This window comes from Campylobacter canadensis, from assembly GCF_013177655.1.
Lineage (GTDB): Bacteria > Campylobacterota > Campylobacteria > Campylobacterales > Campylobacteraceae > Campylobacter_E > Campylobacter_E canadensis.
This window is the reverse complement of the sequence record NZ_CP035946.1, coordinates 337,153-363,252: the sequence shown is the minus strand read 5'-3', so window position 1 is coordinate 363,252 and position 26,100 is coordinate 337,153. Positions and strand designations below refer to the sequence as shown.

21 protein-coding genes and 3 pseudogenes are annotated in these 26,100 nt (G+C 29.5%); 12 read left to right on the top strand and 12 right to left on the bottom strand.

Annotation, left to right across the window (positions count from 1 at the left end):
• Window positions 1-590: 590 nt before the first annotated feature.
• Window positions 591-830, bottom strand: a pseudogene (locus CCANL266_RS09770) (flagellin hook IN motif-containing protein); the annotation flags it as partial.
• Here CCANL266_RS09770 and CCANL266_RS09765 point away from each other — a divergent pair.
• Window positions 814-1,182, top strand: a complete 369-nt coding sequence (locus tag CCANL266_RS09765) for a hypothetical protein (RefSeq protein WP_425321180.1) — start codon at window positions 814-816, stop codon at window positions 1,180-1,182. The pseudogene CCANL266_RS09770 and the gene CCANL266_RS09765 overlap by 17 nt on opposite strands.
• Before the next feature lie 150 nt (window positions 1,183-1,332).
• Here CCANL266_RS09765 and CCANL266_RS01690 read toward each other — a convergent pair whose 3' ends face one another.
• Entirely contained in the window at window positions 1,333-1,977 is a 645-nt protein-coding gene (locus tag CCANL266_RS01690; RefSeq protein WP_172230457.1) for a superoxide dismutase, read from the bottom strand.
• Between the two features lie 88 nt (window positions 1,978-2,065).
• On the opposite strand from CCANL266_RS01690, the gene CCANL266_RS01685 reads away from it, so the two are divergent.
• The 3 genes from CCANL266_RS01685 to CCANL266_RS01675 all read left to right on the top strand — a co-directional run bounded on the left by CCANL266_RS01685 (window position 2,066) and on the right by CCANL266_RS01675 (window position 3,951).
• Window positions 2,066-2,995: a site-specific integrase gene (locus tag CCANL266_RS01685; protein ID WP_172230454.1), complete on the top strand. Its 930-nt coding sequence runs from the start codon at window positions 2,066-2,068 to the stop codon at window positions 2,993-2,995.
• Between the two features lie 81 nt (window positions 2,996-3,076).
• Window positions 3,077-3,547: a type II secretion system protein gene (locus CCANL266_RS01680; protein WP_172230451.1), complete on the top strand. Its 471-nt coding sequence runs from the start codon at window positions 3,077-3,079 to the stop codon at window positions 3,545-3,547.
• Window positions 3,548-3,597: 50 nt separating this feature from the next.
• Entirely contained in the window at window positions 3,598-3,951 is a 354-nt protein-coding gene (locus CCANL266_RS01675) for a hypothetical protein (RefSeq protein ID WP_172230448.1), read from the top strand.
• Between the two features lie 1,397 nt (window positions 3,952-5,348).
• Here CCANL266_RS01675 and CCANL266_RS01665 read toward each other — a convergent pair.
• The 9 genes from CCANL266_RS01665 to hemB all read right to left on the bottom strand — a co-directional run bounded on the left by CCANL266_RS01665 (window position 5,349) and on the right by hemB (window position 19,496).
• Window positions 5,349-5,837 (bottom strand): type II secretion system protein, encoded by a 489-nt coding sequence (locus CCANL266_RS01665; protein WP_172230442.1) that lies wholly within the window; start codon window positions 5,835-5,837, stop codon window positions 5,349-5,351.
• A gap of 1,074 nt (window positions 5,838-6,911) precedes the next feature.
• Window positions 6,912-7,367: a type II secretion system protein gene (locus CCANL266_RS01660; protein WP_172230439.1), complete on the bottom strand. Its 456-nt coding sequence runs from the start codon at window positions 7,365-7,367 to the stop codon at window positions 6,912-6,914.
• Between the two features lie 1,074 nt (window positions 7,368-8,441).
• Window positions 8,442-8,906, bottom strand: coding sequence for a type II secretion system protein (locus CCANL266_RS01655; RefSeq protein WP_172230436.1), 465 nt, complete (start codon window positions 8,904-8,906; stop codon window positions 8,442-8,444).
• A gap of 1,075 nt (window positions 8,907-9,981) precedes the next feature.
• Window positions 9,982-10,470 carry a type II secretion system protein gene (locus tag CCANL266_RS01650; protein ID WP_172230433.1) on the bottom strand — a complete coding sequence of 163 codons (489 nt, stop codon included), beginning with the start codon at window positions 10,468-10,470 and terminating at the stop codon, window positions 9,982-9,984.
• A gap of 1,074 nt (window positions 10,471-11,544) precedes the next feature.
• Window positions 11,545-12,021, bottom strand: a complete 477-nt coding sequence (locus tag CCANL266_RS01645; RefSeq protein WP_172230430.1) for a type II secretion system protein — start codon at window positions 12,019-12,021, stop codon at window positions 11,545-11,547.
• A 1,729-nt stretch (window positions 12,022-13,750) separates the two neighbouring features.
• The gene (locus CCANL266_RS09495; RefSeq protein ID WP_244948140.1) at window positions 13,751-16,027 is read right to left on the bottom strand and encodes a flagellin N-terminal helical domain-containing protein; all 2,277 of its coding nucleotides are present in this window, start codon (window positions 16,025-16,027) and stop codon (window positions 13,751-13,753) included.
• Window positions 16,028-16,185: 158 nt separating this feature from the next.
• Window positions 16,186-17,166 (bottom strand): quinone-dependent dihydroorotate dehydrogenase, encoded by a 981-nt coding sequence (locus tag CCANL266_RS01630; protein ID WP_172230427.1) that lies wholly within the window; start codon window positions 17,164-17,166, stop codon window positions 16,186-16,188.
• A gap of 9 nt (window positions 17,167-17,175) precedes the next feature.
• On the bottom strand, window positions 17,176-18,522 hold the full coding sequence (hemN, locus tag CCANL266_RS01625) for an oxygen-independent coproporphyrinogen III oxidase (RefSeq protein ID WP_396021594.1): 1,347 nt from the start codon (window positions 18,520-18,522) through the stop codon (window positions 17,176-17,178).
• Window positions 18,519-19,496, bottom strand: a complete 978-nt coding sequence (gene hemB, locus CCANL266_RS01620; RefSeq protein ID WP_172230421.1) for a porphobilinogen synthase — start codon at window positions 19,494-19,496, stop codon at window positions 18,519-18,521. Before hemB ends, hemN begins: the two co-directional genes overlap by 4 nt.
• A 54-nt stretch (window positions 19,497-19,550) precedes the next feature.
• Between hemB and ribA the strand changes: the two genes are divergently transcribed.
• The 6 genes from ribA to CCANL266_RS01590 all read left to right on the top strand — a co-directional run bounded on the left by ribA (window position 19,551) and on the right by CCANL266_RS01590 (window position 23,699).
• Window positions 19,551-20,108, top strand: a complete 558-nt coding sequence (gene ribA / locus CCANL266_RS01615; RefSeq protein WP_172230418.1) for a GTP cyclohydrolase II — start codon at window positions 19,551-19,553, stop codon at window positions 20,106-20,108.
• On the top strand, window positions 20,084-20,626 hold the full coding sequence (rsmG, locus tag CCANL266_RS01610) for a 16S rRNA (guanine(527)-N(7))-methyltransferase RsmG (protein ID WP_172230415.1): 543 nt from the start codon (window positions 20,084-20,086) through the stop codon (window positions 20,624-20,626). The genes ribA and rsmG overlap by 25 nt, the downstream gene beginning before the upstream one ends.
• An 87-nt stretch (window positions 20,627-20,713) precedes the next feature.
• On the top strand, window positions 20,714-21,265 hold the full coding sequence (locus tag CCANL266_RS01605) for a DUF507 family protein (RefSeq protein ID WP_172230412.1): 552 nt from the start codon (window positions 20,714-20,716) through the stop codon (window positions 21,263-21,265).
• A 4-nt stretch (window positions 21,266-21,269) separates the two neighbouring features.
• On the top strand, window positions 21,270-21,902 hold the full coding sequence (locus CCANL266_RS01600) for a sulfite exporter TauE/SafE family protein (protein ID WP_172230409.1): 633 nt from the start codon (window positions 21,270-21,272) through the stop codon (window positions 21,900-21,902).
• Window positions 21,895-23,064 (top strand): PAS domain-containing sensor histidine kinase, encoded by a 1,170-nt coding sequence (locus tag CCANL266_RS01595; RefSeq protein WP_172230406.1) that lies wholly within the window; start codon window positions 21,895-21,897, stop codon window positions 23,062-23,064. Before CCANL266_RS01600 ends, CCANL266_RS01595 begins: the two co-directional genes overlap by 8 nt.
• The gene (locus tag CCANL266_RS01590) at window positions 23,061-23,699 is read left to right on the top strand and encodes a response regulator transcription factor (RefSeq protein WP_172230404.1); all 639 of its coding nucleotides are present in this window, start codon (window positions 23,061-23,063) and stop codon (window positions 23,697-23,699) included. Before CCANL266_RS01595 ends, CCANL266_RS01590 begins: the two co-directional genes overlap by 4 nt.
• Here the strand turns inward: CCANL266_RS01590 and CCANL266_RS09760 are convergent.
• Window positions 23,653-24,078 (bottom strand): hypothetical protein, encoded by a 426-nt coding sequence (locus tag CCANL266_RS09760; protein ID WP_425321179.1) that lies wholly within the window; start codon window positions 24,076-24,078, stop codon window positions 23,653-23,655. The two genes, CCANL266_RS01590 and CCANL266_RS09760, sit on opposite strands and share 47 nt — an antisense overlap.
• Here CCANL266_RS09760 and CCANL266_RS09755 point away from each other — a divergent pair.
• A pseudogene (locus CCANL266_RS09755) lies at window positions 23,987-24,301 on the top strand (flagellin hook IN motif-containing protein); the annotation flags it as partial. The gene CCANL266_RS09760 and the pseudogene CCANL266_RS09755 sit on opposite strands and share 92 nt — an antisense overlap.
• A 1,071-nt stretch (window positions 24,302-25,372) precedes the next feature.
• Window positions 25,373-25,672: pseudogene (locus CCANL266_RS09490) on the top strand (flagellin); the annotation flags it as partial.
• Window positions 25,673-26,100: the final 428 nt, after the last annotated feature.

Genomic DNA, 26,100 nt, shown 5'->3' with positions numbered 1-26,100 from the left:
GCATGTTCTGTTTTAACTGCAGCTAAAGCAACTTTAGCTTCTTCTAATATACCACTAGGTTCTGCGCCTTCATTTGGACCAGTAGGTCCTTGTTTAGCATTAGCTAAATTTAATGCACCGATAGCTTTTGCAGCTAAATCTGTTAATGTTACCTTACCATCTTCTGCTACTTTACCTTTAGCTTGATCATAACCATCTTTTGCAATTCTTGCATCTTGTTCATAATGTGCTTTTTGTACATCTTCAAATTTATTATTTTCATTTAAAATTGAACCTTTATTACCATTTCCTGCTGTACCAGTTACTCCATCGCCTTTCCAAGTATCAACTGCACCCAAATCAACTGCTACTTGACCATTACCAAGTTTTGCATTACCTGTATCAGCTGCTTTATTATCACCTTTTGTTGTATATAGTAAATGTTTATCTGCTACACGACCATCTGTTATATCTTTATCACCTGTTTGTTTTGTAACATCTAAATTACTCTTATCAACACCATCAGTAATCTTAATACCACGACCATCACGGTTGTTTAATACTAATCTACCTTTGCTATCAACTGATGCTTCTACTCCTGTTTGGTCTTTAACGGCATTAATTGCAGACCTTAAAGCACCGTTTCCATCTTTGTCTTTTACTTCTATTGAACCTATTGTAACACCGTTGATTGAAAAGCCTTCAAGTGTTGTTCCTGCTTTAATTGGTTGTGCAAAAACTGTTTGAGCTGTTAAAGAAGCTTTAATACCTGTTTTATCGCTAGATTTATTAATAGCTTCAGCTAAAACACCTAAACCATTACCTGCTTTAATATTGTTACCATCAACTATACTTACTGGTTCAAAAGTAAAATCATTAATTCCATCAACATTTTTAAAAGTAACTGTTACTTTATCTCCACCTATTGCTAGGTCGCTTTGGCGTACATTATGTCCTGTTTCAAATCTTGTTAAGCCGATTTTATCTGATGTTGTTGCACCAATACTTGCTTTTACTGTTTCGTTTGAATATGCACCGATTTGGAATTCTTTGTTTGAGAAGTTTCCACTTAATAATTTTTGCCCGTTAAATGAAGTAGTATTATCAATAAAGATTTTAAATACTTATATGCAAGGTCTTTTAGCAGGTTTTAACCCTGCCACACCTTGCACAATTTTTACAAGGTTTTTTTATAATATTTAACTACATTTATAACGATTTTTTACTATTAATCAAGTGTGTATTTTCTAAGCAAGAACGCATTTACCAATTAAGTGCAGATTTTTCAAAGAAAAATATATTTCATAAATGGGCGTATATTTGTAAAATATAGCACCCATTTTTATATAATATTTACTTATTGTTATGTAACTCATTAGCATAAAAGCTAACAGAATTCATACCTTCTTTTAACGCCCATTCATAACAAGCCGACACAAAATGCCAACAAATATGCTCATAAAATTTCTCTAAATAACCAGCTCTAGCGTTTCTATAATCAACATAATAAGCATGCTCCCACACATCAACCACAAGCAAAGGCACCTTATTTTCTACGATTGGAGTTTGTGCATTTTGTGTTTTTACAAGCTCTAATTTCTTACTATCAAGGTTTAGCACAAGCCAAAACCACCCACTACCAAAAAGTCCTGTAGCACCTTTTATAAACTCATCTTTAAACTTCTCACAGGTGCCAAAATCTCTTTCAATAGCCGCCTTTAGCTCATCGCTCATCGCCCCTACATCTTTGCTAGGTGCAATGCAATCAAAGTAAAAATCGTGGTTATAAACCTGCGCAGCATTATTGAAAATACCATCTTTAGAGCCCCTAATTATGCTTACTAAATCCTTACCCTCAAACTCACTTCCTTTAATTAAATTATTTAAATTATTCACATAAGTTTGATGATGTTTTGAATAGTGGTAATTAAAAGTTTCCTCACTTAAAAAGCCTGAAAAGTCTTTAATATCGTATTTTAAAGTTCTTAAACTAAACATTTTTTCTCCTTATTTTTAAAATTGCACTAAAAATATATCAAATAAAGGATAATATTTGTATGAATTAATTTTACACAAAGGAGACACAATGTTTTTAAATTATTTTTTAAACATATTTAAAAAAATAAAAAAATTATTTTTTGCCATCGCAAAACCAAGCAAAATCGCTAAACACTCAAAGCTTTCACAACTTTGCAAGCTAAATACAAAGCTAAGCCATATCAAGCAAACCACCAAAAGCACAAGATTTTTTCTTCACAAAACACTTTTTAGCTATCTTGAAGATAAAGCCATCAGCACATACACAAACCTAGACTTTTACTCCCTTTTAAATTCTCTTTTAAATAAAGGCTTAAAACAAAGCAGCATAAAGCAAATCATCTCCTATGCATCAAGCGCCTTTAACCTAGCAATAGATTTAAATATAATAAGTCAAAACCCAACCACAAAAACCATAAAAAAGCTTAAACCATCAATCCAAAATAACAAAAAAACTTTTAAACTAAGCCAAATAAAATCCCTTTTACTAACTTCCGCAAGCGAACTTCAAACCTTTTTATATTTTGCATTTTTCACAGGTGCAAGAGCAGGAGAAATCCTAGCCCTAACGAATTCTAGCATTAATTACAAGCAAAATTATATTTTAATAACCCTAAATAAAACTCGCTACGGCATAAGCACTCCTAAAAATAATCAATCTCGTAAAATATATATGCCAGAGCTTTTAAAAGAGCATTTACAAAAAATAAAATTCAAATCATTCACACAAAGTTATCATTCAATTTATTATTCTTTTAAAAAGTTACTTAAAAAACATAATATTAAGCAAAAATCCCTACACTCAACAAGGCACACCTACGCAAGTTTATTGACAAATAAAAATGTAAATCTCCCCTTAATAGCAAAGTTATTAGGGCATAAAGATATATCAATGTTAAGCAAAGTTTATTCACATAATATTTATTCAAGGGCAGAACAGCAAAAGTTAAAAAAAATATTCAATTTAAGAAAATTTTAAGATTTTAATCATAAAATTACACCGTTTTTACTTTATTGCACAAAAAGTAAAAAGATAAATTATTTTTTACAAGGAGTTATTATGAAAAAAGGTTTTACAATGATTGAACTAATCTTTGTTATTGTTATTTTAGGTATATTAGCTGCTGTGGCTATTCCTAAGATTAATGCTACTAGAGATGATGCGGAGAAGGTTAAGTCAGCTCAAAATATTGTTACTTTAATTGGGGATTTAGGGTCTTATTATACGGCTCAGGGGGAATTTGCATCAGCTAAAAAATTAAATGAGTTAACAAATGTGGCTTTAAATACTGTAACTGGTTTAACAGGTCAATTAAAGATTGGCTCAGATAGTGATTGTTTAAAGATTAAGGTTGATTCTGCAAATGGTAAAGTTACTTTTACAGGTAAAGCTTCTGCAAGTAAAGCATGCACTGAAACTTTACAGTTAGAGACAGTTAAAGCAGCTTTTGGAGGGAAAGATTTAGTTACCGAAACAGATCATAAAGCTGAAATTGATTATGCTGCTTCAAGCGTAAATTTTAATTTTTAATAAATAACACTAACCCAGTTTATACTGGGTTATAAAACAAAGGAGAAAATATGAAAACTTTAACAAAAAATGACTTTATCCAAAAATGGCAAAAAGACTTTGAATTATTATATGATGATGGTAAATTAGGAATTGTTGTAGCTGATTATACTGATGGTTTAGGTCAAGGTAGAGATATTGGCTTATTTTGGTCAAATACTAAGCACGATAATGATAGCATACCTTATCCAACTGCTGGCGGTAATAAAAATATTGCTCCAATAAGAATTAGTCGTAAATTTACTTTAGCTATATTAAAAGAAATAATTGCTGATAAATTTTGCTTAAATCCATCAAGAGTAAAAGAACTTATTGCTTTATATAAAAACGACCTTAATATTAATCCTGAAGTAGAGAATGTATAGTTTTTATACATTTTTTACAATTTAAGTAATATACAAAGTGAAAATACACAATTTTTACTTCAATTTATTTTGTTATATAATTATTTATAATCTTATTTAAAAATTTCATATAAACACATACTTGCTAATATATTTGTATATTTTTTTATTTTTTTTATTTTCCTAGTGCTGTAAATTTAATCTTGTGTTTTAACTATTGTCTTAAAAATACATTAAATTCAGTTTTATTTAAGCTGCCATCTTCTCTAACATCTGCAACTTCTCTAACATCTGCAACTTCTCTAACATCTGCAACTTCTCTAACATCTGCAACTTCTCTAACTTCTCTAGCTTTCTAGTACTATAAAATTAATCTCATACTTTTTACTATTAGTTTAAAAATAAATTAAATTCAGTTTTATTTAAGCTGCTAACTTCTTCATTTTCTTCATTTTCTTCATTTTCTTCATTTTCTTCATTTTCTTCATTTTCTTCATTTTCTTCATTTTCTTCATTTTCTTCATTTTCTTCATTTTCTTCATTTTATTCATTTTATTCATTTTATTCATTTTCCTAGTACTGTAAATTTATTCTTGTGTTTTAACTATTGTCTTAAAAATACATTAAATTCAGTTTTATTTAAGCTGCACCCTTCCAACCCTTCCAACTATTCCAAATCTTCGTAATACTGCTAATTTAATCTTGTGCTTTAATTACTAGCTTAAAAATATATTAAATTAAGTTTTATTTAAGTTTATGGTTGGGATTTTGATGAGTGAGAGATGATGATTTGTTGTATTGTATAGGGAGTGGTAAAAACTGATGAGATGTAGTGTAAGAATGATTGCTTGTGTATTAGATAAAGTATTGATAAGTAGAGTAAAGATTGATGGTTGTTCAGGGTTGAATGATTGGCGGTTTCTGCAATTTCCCTAAATGATGCAATTTTAATCTTATGTTTTTTTACTATAAACTTAATATTGTATTAAATTAAGTTTTATTTAAGTTTGTAGTTGGGAGTTTAAGGATTAATGAATATGTAAAATAAAAATACTTAATTTGATTGTAAAAATTAAGTAATATTGTTAGTAGTAGTTAGTTGGTTTTTATAGTTAGCTTGGTTGATAACAAATAAAATTAGATATTTATTAGGGGGTGTTTTTCTATATTTTGTTGCTTTAGTTATTTTATTAGTGGGAATTAGTATTTTTTAACTTAGATTGTAATATAAATAAGAAGAATTGATAATTTAGCTTAAAGATACATTAAATTCAGTTTTATTTAAGCTTGTAGTTGGAGTTGTTGATTGTTTTTTGGTTGAGGGGGGGGGTAATGAGCTAAGTTGTGTGTTTGTTTTAATGTTTAAAAAGTGTAAGTAAAAAGGTAGTTTTTAGGCTACCTTTTTGTTTTTGTTTTTATTAGAAATCTAATTTAACACCTGAAGCTGAATAGTCGATTGTGTGAGTATTTGCGCCACTATCTGTTAAATCTTTATTACCAAAAGCTGCTTTTACTGTTGATAATTTTAAAGTTTCTTCACAAGCTTTACTAGGTGAAGTTGTTTTTCCTGTAAAAGTAACTTTACCATTTGCAGAATCAACCTTAATTGTTAAACAATTATCATCTTTACCGATTTTTAATTTTGCAGTATCTTTAGCGGTGCTACTAAAAGCCACATTAGTCATTTTTGCAAAATCAATATCAGTACCACCAGTCTTAGTAGCAAATTTCCCCTGAGCCGTATAATAAGACCCTAAATCCCCAATTAAAGTAACAATATTTTGAGCTGACTTAACCTTCTCCGCATCATCTCTAGTAGCATTAATCTTAGGAATAGCCACAGCAGCTAATATACCTAAAATAACAATAACAAAGATTAGTTCAATCATTGTAAAACCTTTTTTCATAATAACTCCTTGTAAAAAATAATTTATCTTTTTACTTTTTGTGCAAGAAATTAAAATAAGTACTTGGTTTTAAATTATTATGTATAAATACTTTTATAGCTTTAGCTTATATTTTAATACATAACTTTTTAGCTTTTTTTAAGCTTTAAGATTACTAATTAAAGTTGATTATTTAGTACTTTTAAAGATGCTTTTTTTGTGTTAGTAAGTAAGATAAATAAATAAAGATAATAACATTTAGTAAAAATACATAATAACAAATAATAAACTTATAAATATATTAAGTTAGGTTTGATTGAAGTTGCTTTCTTCTAACTCTTACAACTATTCCAATCATTCCAACTATACCAACTATTCTAACTATTCTAAACCTTCGAACCCTTCCAAATCTTCGTAATACTGCTAATTTAATCTTGTGTTTTTACTGCAAACTTAAAAATACATTAAATTCAGTTTTATTTAAGCTTGTAGTTAGTGTTGTTGATTGTTTTTTTTGGGGGGGGGTAAAGTTTGAGTGGTTGGATAGTGTAAAAATATTTTAGAGTATTGATAAGTAGAGTAAGAATTGGTAGCTGTGCATGGTTGAATGATGATTTGTTGTAATAAAAATGGTGTTGGGGTTATAAATATTTTGAGTGATTAGATAGTTTTTAAAAATGCTTTTTTATATTGTAGGGTTAAATATTGGTAGTTTCTGCAATTTCTATAAATATTACAATTTTAATCTTGTACTTTTTACTATAAACTTAAAGATACATTAAATTAAGTTTTATTTAAGCTTATAGTTTGAGCTTAAAGGTAGGTAGTGGATAGTTGTTTTTTTTGGTGGGGTAAAGTTTGAGTGGTTGGATAATTGTGCGGGGATAAAAACTGATGATGATATGTTGTAAAAAGAAGATTTGTGGGATAAGCGGAGTAAGGATGATTGTAGCTGTGCAGGGTTGATTGATGGTTGCGTGGGGTTGTTGATGGTGGTGAATGAGTTAAGTTGTATGTTTGTTTTTTACTTGTTTGAAGGTTTGAGAAGTGTAAGTAAAAAGGTAGTTTTTAGACTACCTTTTTTTGGATTTGTTATTAGAAGTTTAAATTTACACTAGTTGCAGCAAAATCAATAATATAATCTTTACCTATAATATCGTTCCCGCCCAATGCTGCTTTAACTGTCTCTAACTGTAAAGTTTCAGTGCATGCTTTACTTGCAGAAGCTTTACCTGTAAAAGTAACTTTACCATTTGCAGAATCAACCTTAATTGTTAAACAATTATCATCTTTACCGATTTTCATAGTTCCTTCTGTATCAGTACCACCTAAAGCAACATTTGTTAATTCTTGTATTTTTTTTCCTGTAAAACTCCCCTGAGCCGTATAATAAGACCCTAAATCCCCAATTAAAGTAACAATATTTTGAGCTGACTTAACCTTCTCCGCATCATCTCTAGTAGCATTAATCTTAGGAATAGCCACAGCAGCTAATATACCTAAAATAACAATAACAAAGATTAGTTCAATCATTGTAAAACCTTTTTTCATAATAACTCCTTGTAAAAAATAATTTATCTTTTTACTTTTTGTGCAAGAAATTAAAATAAGTACTTGGTTTTAAATTATTATGTATAAATACTTTTATAGCTTTAGCTTATATTTTAATACATAACTTTTTAGCTTTTTTTAAGCTTTAAGATTACTAATTAAAGTTGATTATTTAGTACTTTTAAAGATGCTTTTTTTGTGTTAATAAGTAAGATAAATAAATAAAGATAATAACATTTAGTAAAAATACATAATAACAAATAATAAACTTATAAATATATTAAGTTAGGTTTGATTGAAGTTGCTTTCTTCTAACTCTTACAACTATTCCAATCATTCCAACTATACCAACTATTCTAACTATTCTAAACCTTCGAACCCTTCCAAATCTTCGTAATACTGCTAATTTAATCTTGTGTTTTTACTGCAAACTTAAAAATACATTAAATTCAGTTTTATTTAAGCTTGTAGTTAGTGTTGTTGATTGTTTTTTTTGGGGGGGGGGTAAAGTTTGAGTGGTTGGATAGTGTAAAAATATTTTAGAGTATTGATAAGTAGAGTAAGAATTGGTAGCTGTGCATGGTTGAATGATGATTTGTTGTAATAAAAATGGTGTTGGGGTTATAAATATTTTGAGTGATTAGATAGTTTTTAAAAATGCTTTTTTATATTGTAGGGTTAAATATTGGTAGTTTCTGCAATTTCTATAAATATTACAATTTTAATCTTGTACTTTTTACTATAAACTTAAAGATACATTAAATTAAGTTTTATTTAAGCTTATAGTTTGAGCTTAAAGGTAGGTAGTGGATAGTTGTTTTTTTTGGTGGGGTAAAGTTTGAGTGGTTGGATAATTGTGCGGGGATAAAAACTGATGATGAGATGTTGTAAAAAGAAGATTTGTGGGATAAGCGGAGTAAGGATGATTGTAGCTGTGCAGGGTTGATTGATGGTTGCGTGGGGTTGTTGATGATGGGTGGGGGGGGTAATGAGCTAAGTTGTGTGTTTGTTTTAATGTTTAAAAAGTGTAAGTAAAAAGGTAGTTTTTAGGCTACCTTTTTGTTTTTGTTTTTATTAGAAATCTAATTTAACACCTGAAGCTGAATAGTCGATTGTGTGAGTATTTGCGCTACTATCTGTTAAATCTTTATTACCAAAAGCTGCTTTTACTGTTGATAATTTTAAAGTTTCAGTGCATGCTTTACTTGCAGAAGCTTTACCTGTAAAAGTAACTTTACCACTTGCAGAATCAACCTTAATTGTTAAACAATTATCATCTTTACCGATTTTTAATTTTGCAGTATCTTTAGCGGTGCTACTAAAAGCCACATTAGTCATTTTTGTAATATCTGCATTAAATTCCCCCTGAGCCGTATAATAAGACCCTAAATCCCCAATTAAAGTAACAATATTTTGAGCTGACTTAACCTTCTCCGCATCATCTCTAGTAGCATTAATCTTAGGAATAGCCACAGCAGCTAATATACCTAAAATAACAATAACAAAGATTAGTTCAATCATTGTAAAACCTTTTTTCATAATAACTCCTTGTAAAAAATAATTTATCTTTTTACTTTTTGTGCAAGAAATTAAAATAAGTACTTGGTTTTAAATTATTATGTATAAATACTTTTATAGCTTTAGCTTATATTTTAATACATAACTTTTTAGCTTTTTTTAAGCTTTAAGATTACTAATTAAAGTTGATTATTTAGTACTTTTAAAGATGCTTTTTTTGTGTTAGTAAGTAAGATAAATAAATAAAGATAATAACATTTAGTAAAAATACATAATAACAAATAATAAACTTATAAATATATTAAGTTAGGTTTGATTGAAGTTGCTTTCTTCTAACTCTTACAACTATTCCAATCATTCCAACTATACCAACTATTCTAACTATTCTAAACCTTCGAACCCTTCCAAATCTTCGTAATACTGCTAATTTAATCTTGTGTTTTTACTGCAAACTTAAAAATACATTAAATTCAGTTTTATTTAAGCTTGTAGTTAGTGTTGTTGATTGTTTTTTTTGGGGGGGGGTAAAGTTTGAGTGGTTGGATAGTGTAAAAATATTTTAGAGTATTGATAAGTAGAGTAAGAATTGGTAGCTGTGCATGGTTGAATGATGATTTGTTGTAATAAAAATGGTGTTGGGGTTATAAATATTTTGAGTGATTAGATAGTTTTTAAAAATGCTTTTTTATATTGTAGGGTTAAATATTGGTAGTTTCTGCAATTTCTATAAATATTACAATTTTAATCTTGTACTTTTTACTATAAACTTAAAGATACATTAAATTAAGTTTTATTTAAGCTTATAGTTTGAGCTTAAAGGTAGGTAGTGGATAGTTGTTTTTTTTGGTGGGGTAAAGTTTGAGTGGTTGGATAATTGTGCGGGGATAAAAACTGATGATGAGATGTTGTAAAAAGAAGATTTGTGGGATAAGCGGAGTAAGGATGATTGTAGCTGTGCAGGGTTGATTGATGGTTGCGTGGGGTTGTTGATGATGGGTGGGGGGGGGGTAATGAGCTAAGTTGTGTGTTTGTTTTAATGTTTAAAAAGTGTAAGTAAAAAGGTAGTTTTTAGGCTACCTTTTTGTTTTTGTTTTTATTAGAAATCTAATTTAACACCTGAAGCTGAATAGTCGATTGTGTGAGTATTTGCGCTACTATCTGTTAAATCTTTATTACCAAAAGCTGCTTTTACTGTTGATAATTTTAAAGTTTCTTCACAAGCTTTACTAGGTGAAGTTGTTTTTCCTGTAAAAGTAACTTTACCATTTGCAGAATCAACCTTAATTGTTAAACAATTATCATCTTTACCGATTTTTAATTTTGCAGTATCTTTAGCGGTGCTACTAAAAGCCACATTAGTCATTTTTGCAAAATCAATATCAGTACCACCAGTCTTAGTAGCAAATTTCCCCTGAGCCGTATAATAAGACCCTAAATCCCCAATTAAAGTAACAATATTTTGAGCTGACTTAACCTTCTCCGCATCATCTCTAGTAGCATTAATCTTAGGAATAGCCACAGCAGCTAATATACCTAAAATAACAATAACAAAGATTAGTTCAATCATTGTAAAACCTTTTTTCATAATAACTCCTTGTAAAAAATAATTTATCTTTTTACTTTTTGTGCAAGAAATTAAAATAAGTACTTGGTTTTAAATTATTATGTATAAATACTTTTATAGCTTTAGCTTATATTTTAATACATAACTTTTTAGCTTTTTTTAAGCTTTAAGATTACTAATTAAAGTTGATTATTTAGTACTTTTAAAGATGCTTTTTTTGTGTTAGTAAGTAAGATAAATAAATAAAGATAATAACATTTAGTAAAAATACATAATAACAAATAATAAACTTATAAATATATTAAGTTAGGTTTGATTGAAGTTGCTTTCTTCTAACTCTTACAACTATTCCAATCATTCCAACTATACCAACTATTCTAACTATTCTAAACCTTCGAACCCTTCCAAATCTTCGTAATACTGCTAATTTAATCTTGTGTTTTTACTGCAAACTTAAAAATACATTAAATTCAGTTTTATTTAAGCTTGTAGTTAGTGTTGTTGATTGTTTTTTTTGGGGGGGGGTAAAGTTTGAGTGGTTGGATAGTGTAAAAATATTTTAGAGTATTGATAAGTAGAGTAAGAATTGGTAGCTGTGCATGGTTGAATGATGATTTGTTGTAATAAAAATGGTGTTGGGGTTATAAATATTTTGAGTGATTAGATAGTTTTTAAAAATGCTTTTTTATATTGTAGGGTTAAATATTGGTAGTTTCTGCAATTTCTATAAATATTACAATTTTAATCTTGTACTTTTTACTATAAACTTAAAGATACATTAAATTAAGTTTTATTTAAGCTTATAGTTTGAGCTTAAAGGTAGGTAGTGGATAGTTGTTTTTTTTGGTGGGGTAAAGTTTGAGTGGTTGGATAATTGTGCGGGGATAAAAACTGATGATGAGATGTTGTAAAAAGAAGATTTGTGGGATAAGCGGAGTAAGGATGATTGTAGCTGTGCAGGGTTGATTGATGGTTGCGTGGGGTTGTTGATGGTGGTGAATGAGTTAAGTTGTATGTTTGTTTTTTACTTGTTTGAAGGTTTGAGAAGTGTAAGTAAAAAGGTAGTTTTTAGACTACCTTTTTTTGGATTTGTTATTAGAAGTTTAAATTTACACTAGTTGCAGCAAAATCAATAATATAATCTTTACCTATAATATCGTTCCCGCCCAATGCTGCTTTTACTGTTGATAATTTTAAAGTTTCAGTGCATGCTTTACTTGCAGAAGCTTTACCTGTAAAAGTAACTTTACCACTTGCAGAATCAACCTTAATTGTTAAACAATTATCATCTTTACCGATTTTTAATTTTGCAGTATCTTTAGCGGTGCTACTAAAAGCCACATTAGTCATTTTTGCAAAATCAATATCAGTACCACCAGTCTTAGTAGCAAATTCCCCCTGAGCCGTATAATAAGACCCTAAATCCCCAATTAAAGTAACAATATTTTGAGCTGACTTAACCTTCTCCGCATCATCTCTAGTAGCATTAATCTTAGGAATAGCCACAGCAGCTAATATACCTAAAATAACAATAACAAAGATTAGTTCAATCATTGTAAAACCTTTTTTCATAATAACTCCTTGTAAAAAATAATTTATCTTTTTACTTTTTGTGCAAGAAATTAAAATAAGTACTTGGTTTTAAATTATTATGTATAAATACTTTTATAGCTTTAGCTTATATTTTAATACATAACTTTTTAGCTTTTTTTAAGCTTTAAAATTACTAATTAAAGTTGATTATTTAGTACTTTTAAAGATGCTTTTTTGTGTTAGTAAGTAAGATAAATAAATAAAGATAATAACATTTAGTAAAAATACATAATAACAAATAATAAACTTATAAATATATTAAGTTAGGTTTGATTGAAGTTGCTTTTTTCTAACTCTTACAACTATTCCAACTATTCCAACTATTCCAAACCTTAGTAATACTGCTAATTTAATCTTGTGCTTTTTACTGCAAACTTAAGAACACATTAAATTAAGTTTTATTTAAGCTGCAATCTTCGTAATCTTCGTAATCTTCGTAATCTTCGTAATCTTCGTAATCTTCGTAATCTTCGTAATCTTCGTATAGTGCTGTAATTTTAATCACATATTTTTACTATAAACTTAAAAATACATTAAATTCAGTTTTATTTAAGCTTATAGTTAGGGTTGTTGATTGTTTTTTTTGGTGGTGGGGATGGAATAGTGATTTTTAGTTAGGGGACAAATAAGAAAGCAAAAAGAGTTTAGAAAAAGTAAAAGAAATTAAAAAGAATTGAAAACAGTGTAAATAAAGTTAAAAAAGCAAAAGAAAACAAAAGAGACTAAAAGAAAATCAAAAGAATTTAAAAAAGCAAAATAAACTAAAAAATTTAAAAGAATTTCCCTAAATGTTGCAAATTTAATCTTGTGCTTTTTACTATAAACTTAAGAACGCATTAAATTAAGTTTTATTTAAGTTTGTAGTTGGGGTTGTTGATTGTTTTTTAGGGTTGAATGATGGTTTGTTGTTAAAAAATGGAGTGGGTAAAGTTGGGTATTCTCAAAACTTTCTAAACCTTCGTAATATTGTGAATTTAATCTTGTACTTTTTACTATAAACTTAAAGATACATTAAATTCAGTTTTATTTAAGCTTATAGTTAGGGTTGTTGATTGTTTTTTTGGTTGTGGGGTAAAGTTTGAGTGGTTGGGCGGTGTAAAAATATTTTAGGGTATTGATAAGTAGAGTAAGGATTGATTGTTGGTGGAAGTGGGACTGAAAATTGGTAGGATTGAATGATGATTTATTGTGATAAAAATGGTGTTGGGGTTATAAATATTTTGAGTGATTAGATAGTTTTTAAAAATACTTTTTTATATTGTAGGGTTAAATATTGGTAGTTTCTGCAATTTCTATAAATATTACAATTTTAATCTTGTGTTTTAACTATTAGCTTAAAGATACATTAAATTAAGTTTTATTTAAGTTTGTAGTTGGGGTTGTTGATTGTTTTTTTGTGGGGGCGCAGATAAGAAAATAAAAAAATTAAAAAGAATTGAAAAAATAAAAAAATTAAAAAGAATTAAAAACAGTGTAAATAAAGTTAAAAAAAGCAAAAGAAAATTAAAAGAATTTAGAAAAACAAAAATGGTTGCGTGGGGTTGTTGATGGTTGTGATGTGGGGATATAATAAAACAAAAAGAAGTTAGCTTTAGGCTAACTTCTAAGATAAGATTATAAGCTTTTGTTACTAAGCTAACATTATAAGCTTTTGTTACTAAGCTAACATTATAAGCTTTTGTTACTAAGCTAAGATTATATTCTTTTACTATTGTAACAACTTCATAACATTTTGTTGAACTGCATTTGATTGGCTTAACGCATAAACACCACTTTGAGCTAGGATTTGTTGCTTACTAAAGTTAGAACTTTCACTAGCAAAGTCTAGGTCTCTTATTTGGCTTTCTGCTGATTTAACATTAACTTGAGTTACGCTAATGTTATTGATTGTAGAAACTAATTGGTTTTGAACAGAACCAAGGTCGCTTCTTACAGCTTCTAGTGCTTTAATAGCGTTTTCTGCTATGTTCATCATTGCCATTGCTCCTTTTAAGGTCATTACACCTGCAGCGTAACCATTTTGGTTGTCGCCACTCTCTCCTGCTTGCCATTCTTCTGTGTTAAAGCCCATTGCGTCTGCGTCTTCTTTAGAAATAGTTGCGTTTGTTTCTCTTAAAGATATTGTTTTTTCTACAACATTTTTATCAAAGCCTAAAGCGCTTGTAACATCAATTTCTTTTGGTTTACCTTTATCATCTACAGCTGAAGTTGTTGCTTGTACAACTATGTCTCTTCCGTTATTTGAGCTAAGGCTTAATCTTCCAAAATTAGTTTTATTTTCATCAGTTAAACCAATAATATCAGTTAAACCACTTCTATTAGGCTCATTTAAACCTTCTTTTAAACCTTTTAAGAAATTTAATGCAGCGTATGCGACAATACCATTTTCCCCTTCATTATCTGCCATAGTTTTACCTGCAGCCGCATCAATAACTTTTGTAAGTTTATTTACTGCATCATCAATTGCAGCGTTTAAATCTTGTAGGCTATTATGTTTTGAAGTTTCTTGTCCTGCTACTTTTTTTATTGCATCATTTGCATCAGCAACCCACTGCTTATAGGTATCTTTACCATTATCTCCAGCCGCTGTTGTTGTACCAGCTGTTTCATCTGTATTGCCTCCAGCAACCATTGCTAAATGTAAAGCACCTTGTATATTTGCATGTATTTTAGATAAATCAATTCCTGTACCTTCTGTGATAGTGATATTTTTGGCTCTTTCATAACCATCCGCAGCATGTCTAGCAGCTTGCTCATAATATGCTTTTTTAACATCATCAAACATATTATTTTTGTTTAAAATAGAATCTTTGGCATCATTTTTTCCATTGGTATCAGCATCTTCTCCACCGCCACCCCAAGTATTTGATTTTGAAAAATCTACAGCAATTTGCCCAGTGTTTTTTGTGCCATCATCAACTTCTGCTACTTTATTAGTAAAAAACAAATGTTTGTCTGCAGCTGCTGCGGAAGTAGTTTTAGTATAGGCTTTACCATCTTTATCAAAACTCTTATCAACACCATCAGTAATCTTAATACCACGACCATCACGGTTGTTTAATACTAATCTACCTTTGCTATCAACTGATGCTTCTACTCCTGTTTGGTCTTTAACGGCATTAATTGCAGACCTTAAAGCACCGTTTCCATCTTTGTCTTTTACTTCTATTGAACCTATTGTAACACCGTTGATTGAAAAGCCTTCAAGTGTTGTTCCTGCTTTAATTGGTTGTGCAAAAACTGTTTGAGCTGTTAAAGAAGCTTTAATACCTGTTTTATCGCTAGATTTATTAATAGCTTCAGCTAAAACACCTAAACCATTACCTGCTTTAATATTGTTACCATCAACTATACTTACTGGTTCAAAAGTAAAATCATTAATTCCATCAACATTTTTAAAAGTAACTGTTACTTTATCTCCACCTATTGCTAGGTCGCTTTGGCGTACATTATGTCCTGTTTCAAATCTTGTTAAGCCGATTTTATCTGATGTTGTTGCACCAATACTTGCTTTTACTGTTTCGTTTGAATATGCACCGATTTGGAATTCTTTGTTTGAGAAGTTTCCACTTAATAATTTTTGCCCGTTAAATGAAGTAGTATTACCGATATTGTCTAGTTCTTCCATTAAACGACTGATGTCTGCTTGAAGTGAGCGTCTTGTCTCTGTGGTTTGACCATCTTGAGCTGCTTGAACTGCTTTTGTCTTAATTGTTGTTAAGATTTTGATTTGCTCATCCATTGCTTTGTCAGCTGTTTGGATAATACCGATTGCATCATTTGCGTTTGAAATTGCTTGAGTTAATGACTCTGATTGTACTCTTAAGCTGTCTGCGATAGCAAGACCTGAAGCATCATCTGCTGCTGAGTTAATTCTTAAACCTGAGTTAAGTTTGTTTAATGAACTTGTGATGTTTCTGTTTGTTGCAGAAGCTGAAACGTGAGCGCTTAGCGCATCTATATTTGTGTTAATACGAAATCCCATAATTTTCTCCTTAAAAAAATAATTGCTGGCATCCTTGTCAGCAAAAACTATATCGGTGGTGGTAAAAAAATTTTTATAGTTTTTTGAAAAAAAATTTTAAAAAAATTAGCAAATCGTTGCGTGGCAATGGTGCAACGATTTTAAAAAAAAATAGAATTTTAGATTTTTTGGCAAAGATTTTTGTTTATATTGTAAATAGATTTTGGACCGTTGTAGATAAAAGATGTGTAGATTTGTACTAGTTTTGCTCCAAGTTCTAGCCTTTCATAAACATCATCGGCTGTAGAAATTCCGCCACTTGAGATAATGCAAAAATCATCGTATTTTTGGATATTTTTTAGCATTGTTAGGGATTTTTCTTTAAGCAAGGCGCCGCTTATTCCACCGATATTTTTTGCGTTAGGGCTTAAAGAATAGTCTGTGCTTGTGTTTGTTAAAATCAGCCCTTTTGCTCCGCTTTGCTTTGCGGTGCTTATAAGAAGATTTGCTTCATCTATGTTCATATCTGGAGAGAGTTTTAGTAAAATAGGCTTTTTGCTTATGTTTGTTAGCCTTGTGAAAAGCTCGTTTATAAAATCTTTGTTTTGTAGGCTACGTAGGTTTGGGGTGTTTGGCGATGAGATGTTGATTACAAAGGCATCGGCATAGCAGTCTAGCTCTTTAATAACGCTTTCGTAGTCGTTTATTGCATCTTCGTTTTTTGTGAATTTGTTTTTGCCTACATTTATAAAGATTGGTGGAAGTTTGTTGAAATTGTACTTGCTTAGCCTGTTTTTTACAACTTTTACTCCATCGTTGTTAAAGCCAAAAGCGTTTTGTAATGATTGCTCTTCTTTTAAACGCCATAATCTTGGTTTTGGATTACCGCTTTGCGCTAGGGGAGTTATAGCACCTATTTCTATAAAGCCGAAGCCTAAATATGCTAGGGCGTTTAGGATATTTGCGTTTTTGTCAAATCCTGCGGCTAAGCCGATTGGGTTTTTAAAATCTATGCCTAGTGTGCTTACTTTTAATTTGTCGTTATTGTATGAAAAGTCAAAGCATTTTAGGTAGTTTTGACTTTTTAAAAGGGTTATGGCTAGGTCGTGGGCGTTTTCTGGGTCTAGTTTAAAAAGTATTTTTTTTAGATATTCGTACATTTTTTTTCCTTAGAGTGTTTTAGAAAATATTTTGCCTACTTTGTTTTTCATATAGGCATCAAAGCTCATACAGATATTTCTTATTAAAAGTGTGCCTGTTTGATTGATAGTGATTGCTTCATCACTTATATTTATGTAGTCTTTGTATAAGAGTAAATCTTGCTTTGCTTGGCTAAAATAGTCCCAAAAGTTTATATTGAACTTTTCTTGAGTTTGCTTTATATCTAGCTTGTAATTTGCCATTAGTTGCATTATTACATATTTTCTTATTAGGTCATCTTGGCTTAGTTTTACGCCTTTGTGATAAGGTAAAAGATTGTTATCAATAGCGTTTTCATACTCGCTTAATTCTTTGTGATTTTGCGCATAGTAATTAAGCCCTTCGCCTATGCTTGTAAGCCCTATGCCAACTAACTTTGCACCGCCTTTTGTGGTGTAGCCTTGAAAATTGCGATGAAGGGTGCCATCTTTTAGGGCTTTAAATAGCTCATCGCTTGGCTTTGCAAAATGGTCCATTCCTATCATTTCGTAGCCGTTTTGGGTTAGAAAACTTGCTGTGTTTTTTAGAATTTCTAGTTTAATGTTGGCGTTTGGAATGGTGCTTTCATCAAATTTTCTCATATTTTTTTTAATCCAAGGAACGTGAGCGTAATTAAATACTGCAAGTCTATCTGGGTTTAGGGTTAGGATTTGCTCTAGGGTTTTGTTAAAAGAATTTACGCTTTGAAATGGTAAGCCGTAAATTAGGTCTGTGTTTATGCTTTTTACGCCGTATTTTCTAGCTAGTAAGACGGCTTTTTGTGTTACTTCGTATGGTTGGATTCTGTGGATTTGCTTTTGCACTGTTTCATCAAAGTCTTGTACGCCAAAGGAAATCCTGTTTATTTTGTAGTCTGCAAAAACTTGCATTTGCTCTTGAACTAAAAATCTTGGGTCTATTTCGCAACTTAGCTCTGCATCGTTTAAAAAGCTAAATTCTTTTGAGATTTTGTTTAATAAAAGCTCTAGTTGCTTAGCGTTAAAAAAGGTTGGAGTACCGCCGCCAAAGTGCATTTGAAGGATATTTTTGTTTGGCAAAAAGTCTTTTATTAAATCTATTTCTTTTAAAAGGTATTTTAAATATCTTTCTTTTTTGTCTTCGTTTGCTGTGTAAATTACATTGCAGCCACAAAAATAACAAGCGGAACGGCAAAAGGGAAGATGAAAATATAAAGATAGGTTTTGCTCTTTGTTGCTTGAGAGGTCTTTTATATATTCATCATAGGTATAATTTGTGTTAAACTCTATGGCTGTGGGATATGAGGTGTATCTTGGACCTGCTTTTTGAAATTTTGATAAGACTGAAAAATCCATTATTTTGCTCCTAAAATTAAGGCTAATTCTTTTGCGTGGTAAGTGATTATTATGCTTGCACCAGCTCTTTTAAAAGATAGCATTATTTCAATTAGCATTCTATCATAATCAATTAGATTTTGCTTGGCTGCGTTTTTTAGCATTGCGTATTCGCCGCTTACATTATAAACTGCGATTGGGAGTTTTGAATGATTGCTTATATCTTTTACAACATCTAAGAAGGCTAAGGCTGGTTTTACCATTAAGATATCAGCGCCTTGCTTTTCATCTTCTAGGCTTTCTAGTAAGGCTTCTTTTGAGTTTGCTACATCCATTTGGTAGCTTTTTCTGTCGCCTTGCTTTGGCGTTGATTGTGCTACTTCTCTAAAAGGTCCGTAGAAGGCTGATGCGAATTTGGTTGAATATGCCATAATTGGAATATTGTAATAAGAGTTTTCATCAAGCGCTTTTCTAAGGGTGTAAATTATTCCATCTAGCATTGAACTTGGAGCTATCATATCCACTCCTGCTTGTGCCATTACTAGGGCTTGTTTTACGCTTATTTGCAAGGATTTGTCGTTATCTAAATAGCCGTTTTCATCTAAAATACCGCAGTGTCCGTGATTTGTGTATTCGCAAAAGCATAAATCTGCTATTAGATAAATATCGTCTTTGAATTCTTGCTTTATTGCTTTTATTGCACGAGAGATTAAGCCATTTTCGTTGTAGGCGTCGCTACCACAGGCGTCTTTTTTATCATCTTCTAAAACACCAAAAAGTAAGATTTTATTTATACCTAATTTTAAGCATTCACGGCATTCTTCAAGCAGTTCTTTAAAACCTAGTTGAAAAACATTTGGCATTGAGCTGATTTCTTTTTTAAAACTTGCTTTATCTACTACAAAAAGCGGGTATATTAGCTCGTTTATATCTAGCCTGTTTTCTTGCACCATTTGTCTTATTATGTTGTTTTTTCTTAGTCGTCTAAACCTTTTCATTAAACCACTCCTTTTATAATTTTTATAAAAATTAAATCAAAAGAAAGTAAAAAAATGGAAGTAAAAGTATCAAAAAAAGCAAAATTGCCTACTAGATTTGGCGATTTTATAATTCAATCGTTTAATTATAAAGATAAAGACCATTTATGTATTATAAAAGGTGAAATAAAGGAAAAAATGAATATTAGAATTCATTCTGAATGCTTAACCGGAGATGCGCTTGGCTCGTTAAAATGTGATTGTAGAGAACAGCTTGAGTATGCTTTAAAATATATTAATGAAAATGGTGGAATGGTGATATATTTAAGGCAAGAAGGTAGGGGCATTGGTTTATTTAATAAAATTAATGCTTATGCTTTGCAAGATGAGGGCTTTGATACGCTTGAGGCTAATTTAAAGCTTGGTTTTAAAGATGATGAAAGAGAATATAGCTTGGTTGAGTTTATTTTAGAATATTATAATATTAAGGAAGTGTCGTTGCTTACGAATAATCCGCAAAAACTTAAGGCTATTAGTAAAGATGTAAAAAGGGTGCCGATTATTATGAAAGAAAATGAGTTTAATAAAAATTATTTGAAAGTAAAAGAATGCAAAATGGGGCATATGCTTTGAATGAGTTTATAAAAAGTTATGAAGATTTGTTTAATAAATATAACAAAGTTCATAATATTTCTCGCTTTAAAGATATTAAAAATCAAGCTTATGATAGCATTAGTATTTTGGAATTTGTTGATTTTAAAGATGGGTCGCTGATTGCTGATATTGGCTCTGGGGCTGGGTTTCCTGCTGTATTTTTAGCCTTTGTTAAAAAAGATTGTGAGTTTTATTTGTTTGAGCCAAATTATAAAAAGGCTGCTTTTTTAAATTTAATTAAAATTAACTTATCGTTACCTAATATACATATTTGTGCAAAGAAGGTAGAAGATGAAAGCTTAATAAAGGCTGATTATATTACTTCTAGGGCTTTTGCTAGGGCTGATATAATTATTAAATTATGCGAAAATATTTGTAAAAAAGACTGTGAATTTATATTTTATAAGGGGTCTTTTTTGCAAAATGAGCTAGATAAGATTAAAAATTATAAGATTTATGAAAAAGAGCAGAGAAAATTTTTACATATTTATAAATAAAATACTTAATTTTAAAATATTTTAGTCCTTTTTAAATCAATTTATTATCTTTGCTAATTTATAATTAAAAGAAAAAAAGGACTGAAAATGCGTATTAAACAACCACATATTCCTTATATTTCTAATAAAATTGCACTTGATTTAGTAAATTCAAAATTTTTAAAAGCAGTAAATGGAATTGAACCTATAAAAGCCCTAGTTACTGAGCTAATTAGTGCTTTAGTTAAAAAAGAAAAGCAATTAGATGAAAAAGTAAATGATATTATTAATGAGCAAGAAACAGAGATTGATTTAATGCAAATTGATAGAAAAAATATGTTTTGGCTACTTAAGAAAAAATTAGCTGATGAGTATGGTATTTTAATGAATTATGAAGATAGATATAATGCCTTATCTCACGATATTTTAGACAAGTTGATTGATGAAGATTTGATTAATTTTAGCGTATCTGAAAATAAGGTTAGGAATGTAATTTTTGCTAGTTTAAACTCATATTTGAAAAGTTATGAAAAAATAGAAGATGATGTTTATGAAAAAATCAGCAATTATAAAAGAAAATTAGTGCCTGGTAGCGAAGAATTTGACCTTGTTTATGAAAAACTTTACGAAGAAGAATTAAAGCGTAGAGGGATGCTCTAAGGTGATGATTTTCACCTTTTTAGAAAATTTTGTTCTTGCTTTTTTGCTTAGCCTTACACATTGTTTTTTTATGTGTGGGGCGGTTGTTTTTTTATTAAGCAAAAATACTAATAAAATACAAATATATGTTTATAATTTTTTTAGAATTTTAATTTATGTTATCTTAGGTTTAATAGCTTTTAGTATTGGCTCTTTTTTTACTTCGGTATTTTTACAATCGCTTTTATATTTTTTAATTGGAATTTTTTGTGTACTAATTGGTATTGCGTTAATTGTGCGTGGTAAATTACTAGCTTTTTTTGAGAATAATTTTTTATATACAAAAATAATTTCCTTATTTAATAGCATTATGCGTTTTAAAGCAAAAAGTGTTATTATTGGTTGTGCTAATGGGCTTTTTCCTTGTGGTTTAGTGTATTTTTTTATTGCAAAAACAATGTTAGCTAAAAATATAAATGAAGCACTTATAATTATAATAAGTTTTGCTCTTGCGACCTTACCTGCTATGATTTTTACAAGTTTTTTACCTAAATATTTAGAAAAAATTCGTTATCTTCAAAACTTTTTTTATTCATTGATTGTTATTGATGGTATTTATTTTTGTTATCTTGCTTTAAGGTTGAGTAAAAATGTATGATGAATACAAAAAGGCTATTGAAAATACAAATATCGTTTCAAAAACCGATATTAACGGCATTATAACATTTGTAAATGATGAATTTTGTAAATTATGTGGCTATACTAAAGAAGAATTAATAGGAAAAAATCATAACATAATAAGGCACCCAGATACCCCACAAAGTGATTTTAAAAAGTTATGGGATACCATTTTAAGTAAAAAAGTGCATAAGGGAATAGTAAAAAATAAAGCAAAAAACGGCAAAGCGTTTTGGGCTCAAACAACTATAATTCCAATAATTTTTAATGATGAAATAATGGAATTTATTGCTATAAGACATGATGTAACAGAGTTATTTATTACAAAAGATAAACTAGAAAAATTAAACAATAATCTAAGCAAAGAAGTACAAAAACAGACAAAAAAATTACAAACATTAAATAATAATTTAATAAAAAAAGTAAAAGAAGAAGTTCAAAAAAATGCAAAACAACAAAATATAATCTTTATGCAAAATAGACAAGTTATTTTAGGGCAAATGCTTGAAAATATTGCACATCAATGGCGACAACCGCTTAATGAACTATCAATGAATTTATTTTTATTACAACAAAATAATGATAAAAAATATTACAAACAAGCACAAAAATTAATCTTAAATATGTCCCAAACGATAAATGATTTTAATGATTTTATCAAAGTTAAAGAAAATAAAGAAAAAACAAAAGTTGTTTTTTTAATAAAAAAAGCCTTGCAAATTACATACCAAAGTTTAAAAAAGAATAATATAAAATTAATATTTGATATAAAACAATGCAATTTGAATTTATCTATAGAAGCTTATGCTAATGAGCTAATACAGGTTTTTTTAAATTTAATTAATAATGCAAAAGATGCTTTAGAACAAAGTAATAAAAATGATAAATATTTAAAAATAGTACTAAAAAACAACAAGCAAAATATAACATTATCATTTTTTGATAACGCAACAGGTGTTGATGAGAATATTATAAACGATATCTTTGACCCGTATTTTACTACAAAACATAAATCAAAAGGTGTTGGATTAGGTTTGTTTATTTGCAAACAAATTTTAAATAAAATTTCAGCTACTCTAAATTGCTATAATCATAAAGATGGTGCTTGTTTTGAAATAGTTTTTATTAAGGAAAAAGAATGAAATTACTAATTGCAGAAGATGAAAAAGACAGTTTAAATTTAATGAGTGATATTTTAAAACCTTATTTTAAAGAGATTATAAGTGCAACAGATGGTGCAAGCGCTCTTCTTCTTTTTAAAAAATATAACCCTGATTTTGTATTATGCGATGTTTTAATGCCAAGAATGAATGGTTTAGATTTAGCAAAACAAATAAGACAAATAAATAATAATACTAAAATAATTGTTATCTCTGCATATTCAGATAGAGATAAATTACTAAATGCAATTAACATAAATATAAACAAATATTTAATAAAACCAATTATCCCTGAAGAGCTAATAAAAACTATCAATTCTTTAAAGCCAAATGTAATAAGTGAAATTATTATCGCTAATAATGTTTTAAATACACAAAATGCAACAATTACAATTAATGGTAAAATAATACAGTTAAGTCAAAAAGAGTTGATTTTTTTAGAATATTTATCACAAAAAAAGGTTTTAAACACAACACAAATTAAACAACTTTGCTGGATAAATTCCGAAGTTAGCGATGGAAGTGTAAGAATTTTTATAAAAAGACTAAGAGACAAATTAGGTATTGAACTTATAAAAAATGTAAAATATTTAGGTTATAAGTTAGTTGAAAATTGATAATAATTATTTTTAATTTATAAAAAAACCTTGTAAAAATTGTGCAAGGTGTGGCAGGGCTAAAACCTGCTAAAAAACCTTGCATATAAGTATTTAAAATCTTTATTGATAATACTACTTCATTTAACGGGCAAAAATTATTAAGTGGAAACTTCTCAAACAAAGAATTCCAAATCGGTGCATATTCAAACGAAACAGTAAAAGCAAGTATTGGTGCAACAACATCAGATAAAATCGGCTTAACAAGATTTGAAACAGGACATAATGTACGCCAAAGCGACCTAGCAATAGGTGGAGATAAAGTAACAGTTACTTTTAAAAATGTTGATGGAATTAATGATTTTACTTTTGAACCAGTAAGTATAGTTGATGGTAACAATATTAAAGCAGGTAATGGTTTAGGTGTTTTAGCTGAAGCTATTAATAAATCTAGCGATAAAACAGGTATTAAAGCTTCTTTAACAGCTCAAACAGTTTTTGCACAACCAATTAAAGCAGGAACAACACTTGAAGGCTTTTCAATCAACGGTGTTACAATAGGTTCAATAGAAGTAAAAGACAAAGATGGAAACGGTGCTTTAAGGTCTGCAATTAATGCCGTTAAAGACCAAACAGGAGTAGAAGCATCAGTTGATAGCAAAGGTAGATTAGTATTAAACAACCGTGATGGTCGTGGTATTAAGATTACTGATGGTGTTGATAAGAGTAATTTAGATGTTACAAAACAAACAGGTGATAAAGATATAACAAATGGTCGTGTAGCAGATAAACATTTACTATATACAACAAAAGGTGATAATAAAGCAGCTGATACAGGTAATGCAAAACTTGGTAATGGTCAAGTAGCAGTTGATTTGGGTGCAGTTGATACTTGGAAAGGCGATGGAGTAACTGGTACAGCAGGAAATGGTAATAAAGGTTCAATTTTAAATGAAAATAATAAATTTGAAGATGTACAAAAAGCACATTATGAACAAGATGCAAGAATTGCAAAAGATGGTTATGATCAAGCTAAAGGTAAAGTAGCAGAAGATGGTAAGGTAACATTAACAAATTTAGCTGCAAAAGCTATCGGTGCATTAAATTTAGCTAATGCTAAAAAAGGACCTACTGGTCCAAATGAAAACGCAGAACCTAGTGGTATATTAGAAGAAGCTAAAGTTGCTTTAGCTGCAGTTAAAACAGAACATGCTAGCGTAGCTGATGCAAATGCTAAAATAGATGCTGCAATAAATGCAATGTCAAAAATAGTTGATAGTGCTGCAGGTAAAACTATGGCAACTACTGAAGGTGAAGATGCTATGGTAGCTCATTCATTTATACAATTCTTAAAAGGTGTAAAAGAAAGCATAAACGAGCCTAATAGAAGTGGTTTAACTGATATTATTGGTTTAACTGATGAAAATAAAACTAATTTTGGAAGATTAAGCCTTAGCTCAAATAACGGAAGAGACATAGTTGTACAAGCAACAACTTCAGTTGTAGGTGCAGATGGAAAATTAAAAGAAATTGATGTTACAAGTGCTTTAGGCTTTGATAAAAATGTTGTAGAAAAAACAATATCTTTAAGAGAAACAAACGCAACTATTTCTAAAGAAGACGCAGACGCAATGGGCTTTAACACAGAAGAATGGCAAGCAGGAGAGAGTGGCGACAACCAAAATGGTTACGCTGCAGGTGTAATGACCTTAAAAGGAGCAATGGCAATGATGAACATAGCAGAAAACGCTATTAAAGCACTAGAAGCTGTAAGAAGCGACCTTGGTTCTGTTCAAAACCAATTAGTTTCTACAATCAATAACATTAGCGTAACTCAAGTTAATGTTAAATCAGCAGAAAGCCAAATAAGAGACCTAGACTTTGCTAGTGAAAGTTCTAACTTTAGTAAGCAACAAATCCTAGCTCAAAGTGGTGTTTATGCGTTAAGCCAATCAAATGCAGTTCAACAAAATGTTATGAAGTTGTTACAATAGTAAAAGAATATAATCTTAGCTTAGTAACAAAAGCTGATAATGTTAGCTTAGTAACAAAAGCTTATAATCTTATCTTAGAAGTTAGCCTAAAGCTAACTTCTTTTTGTTTTATTATATCCCCACATCACAACCATCAACAACCACATGCAACCATTTTTGTTTTTCTAAATTCTTTTAATTTTCTTTTGCTTTTTTAAATTCATTTGATTTTCTTTTAGTCTCTTTTAATTTTCTTTTGCTTTTTTAACTTTATTTATACTGTTTTCAATTCTTTTTATTTCTTTTTATTTCTTTTTATTTCTTTTTATTTCTTTTTATTTCTTTTTATTTCTTTTTATTTCTTTTTATTTCTTTTTATTTCTTTTTATTTTCATACCCCACCCCCCCCCACCAAAAAAAACAACTACCCACCACCTACCTTCAAGCTA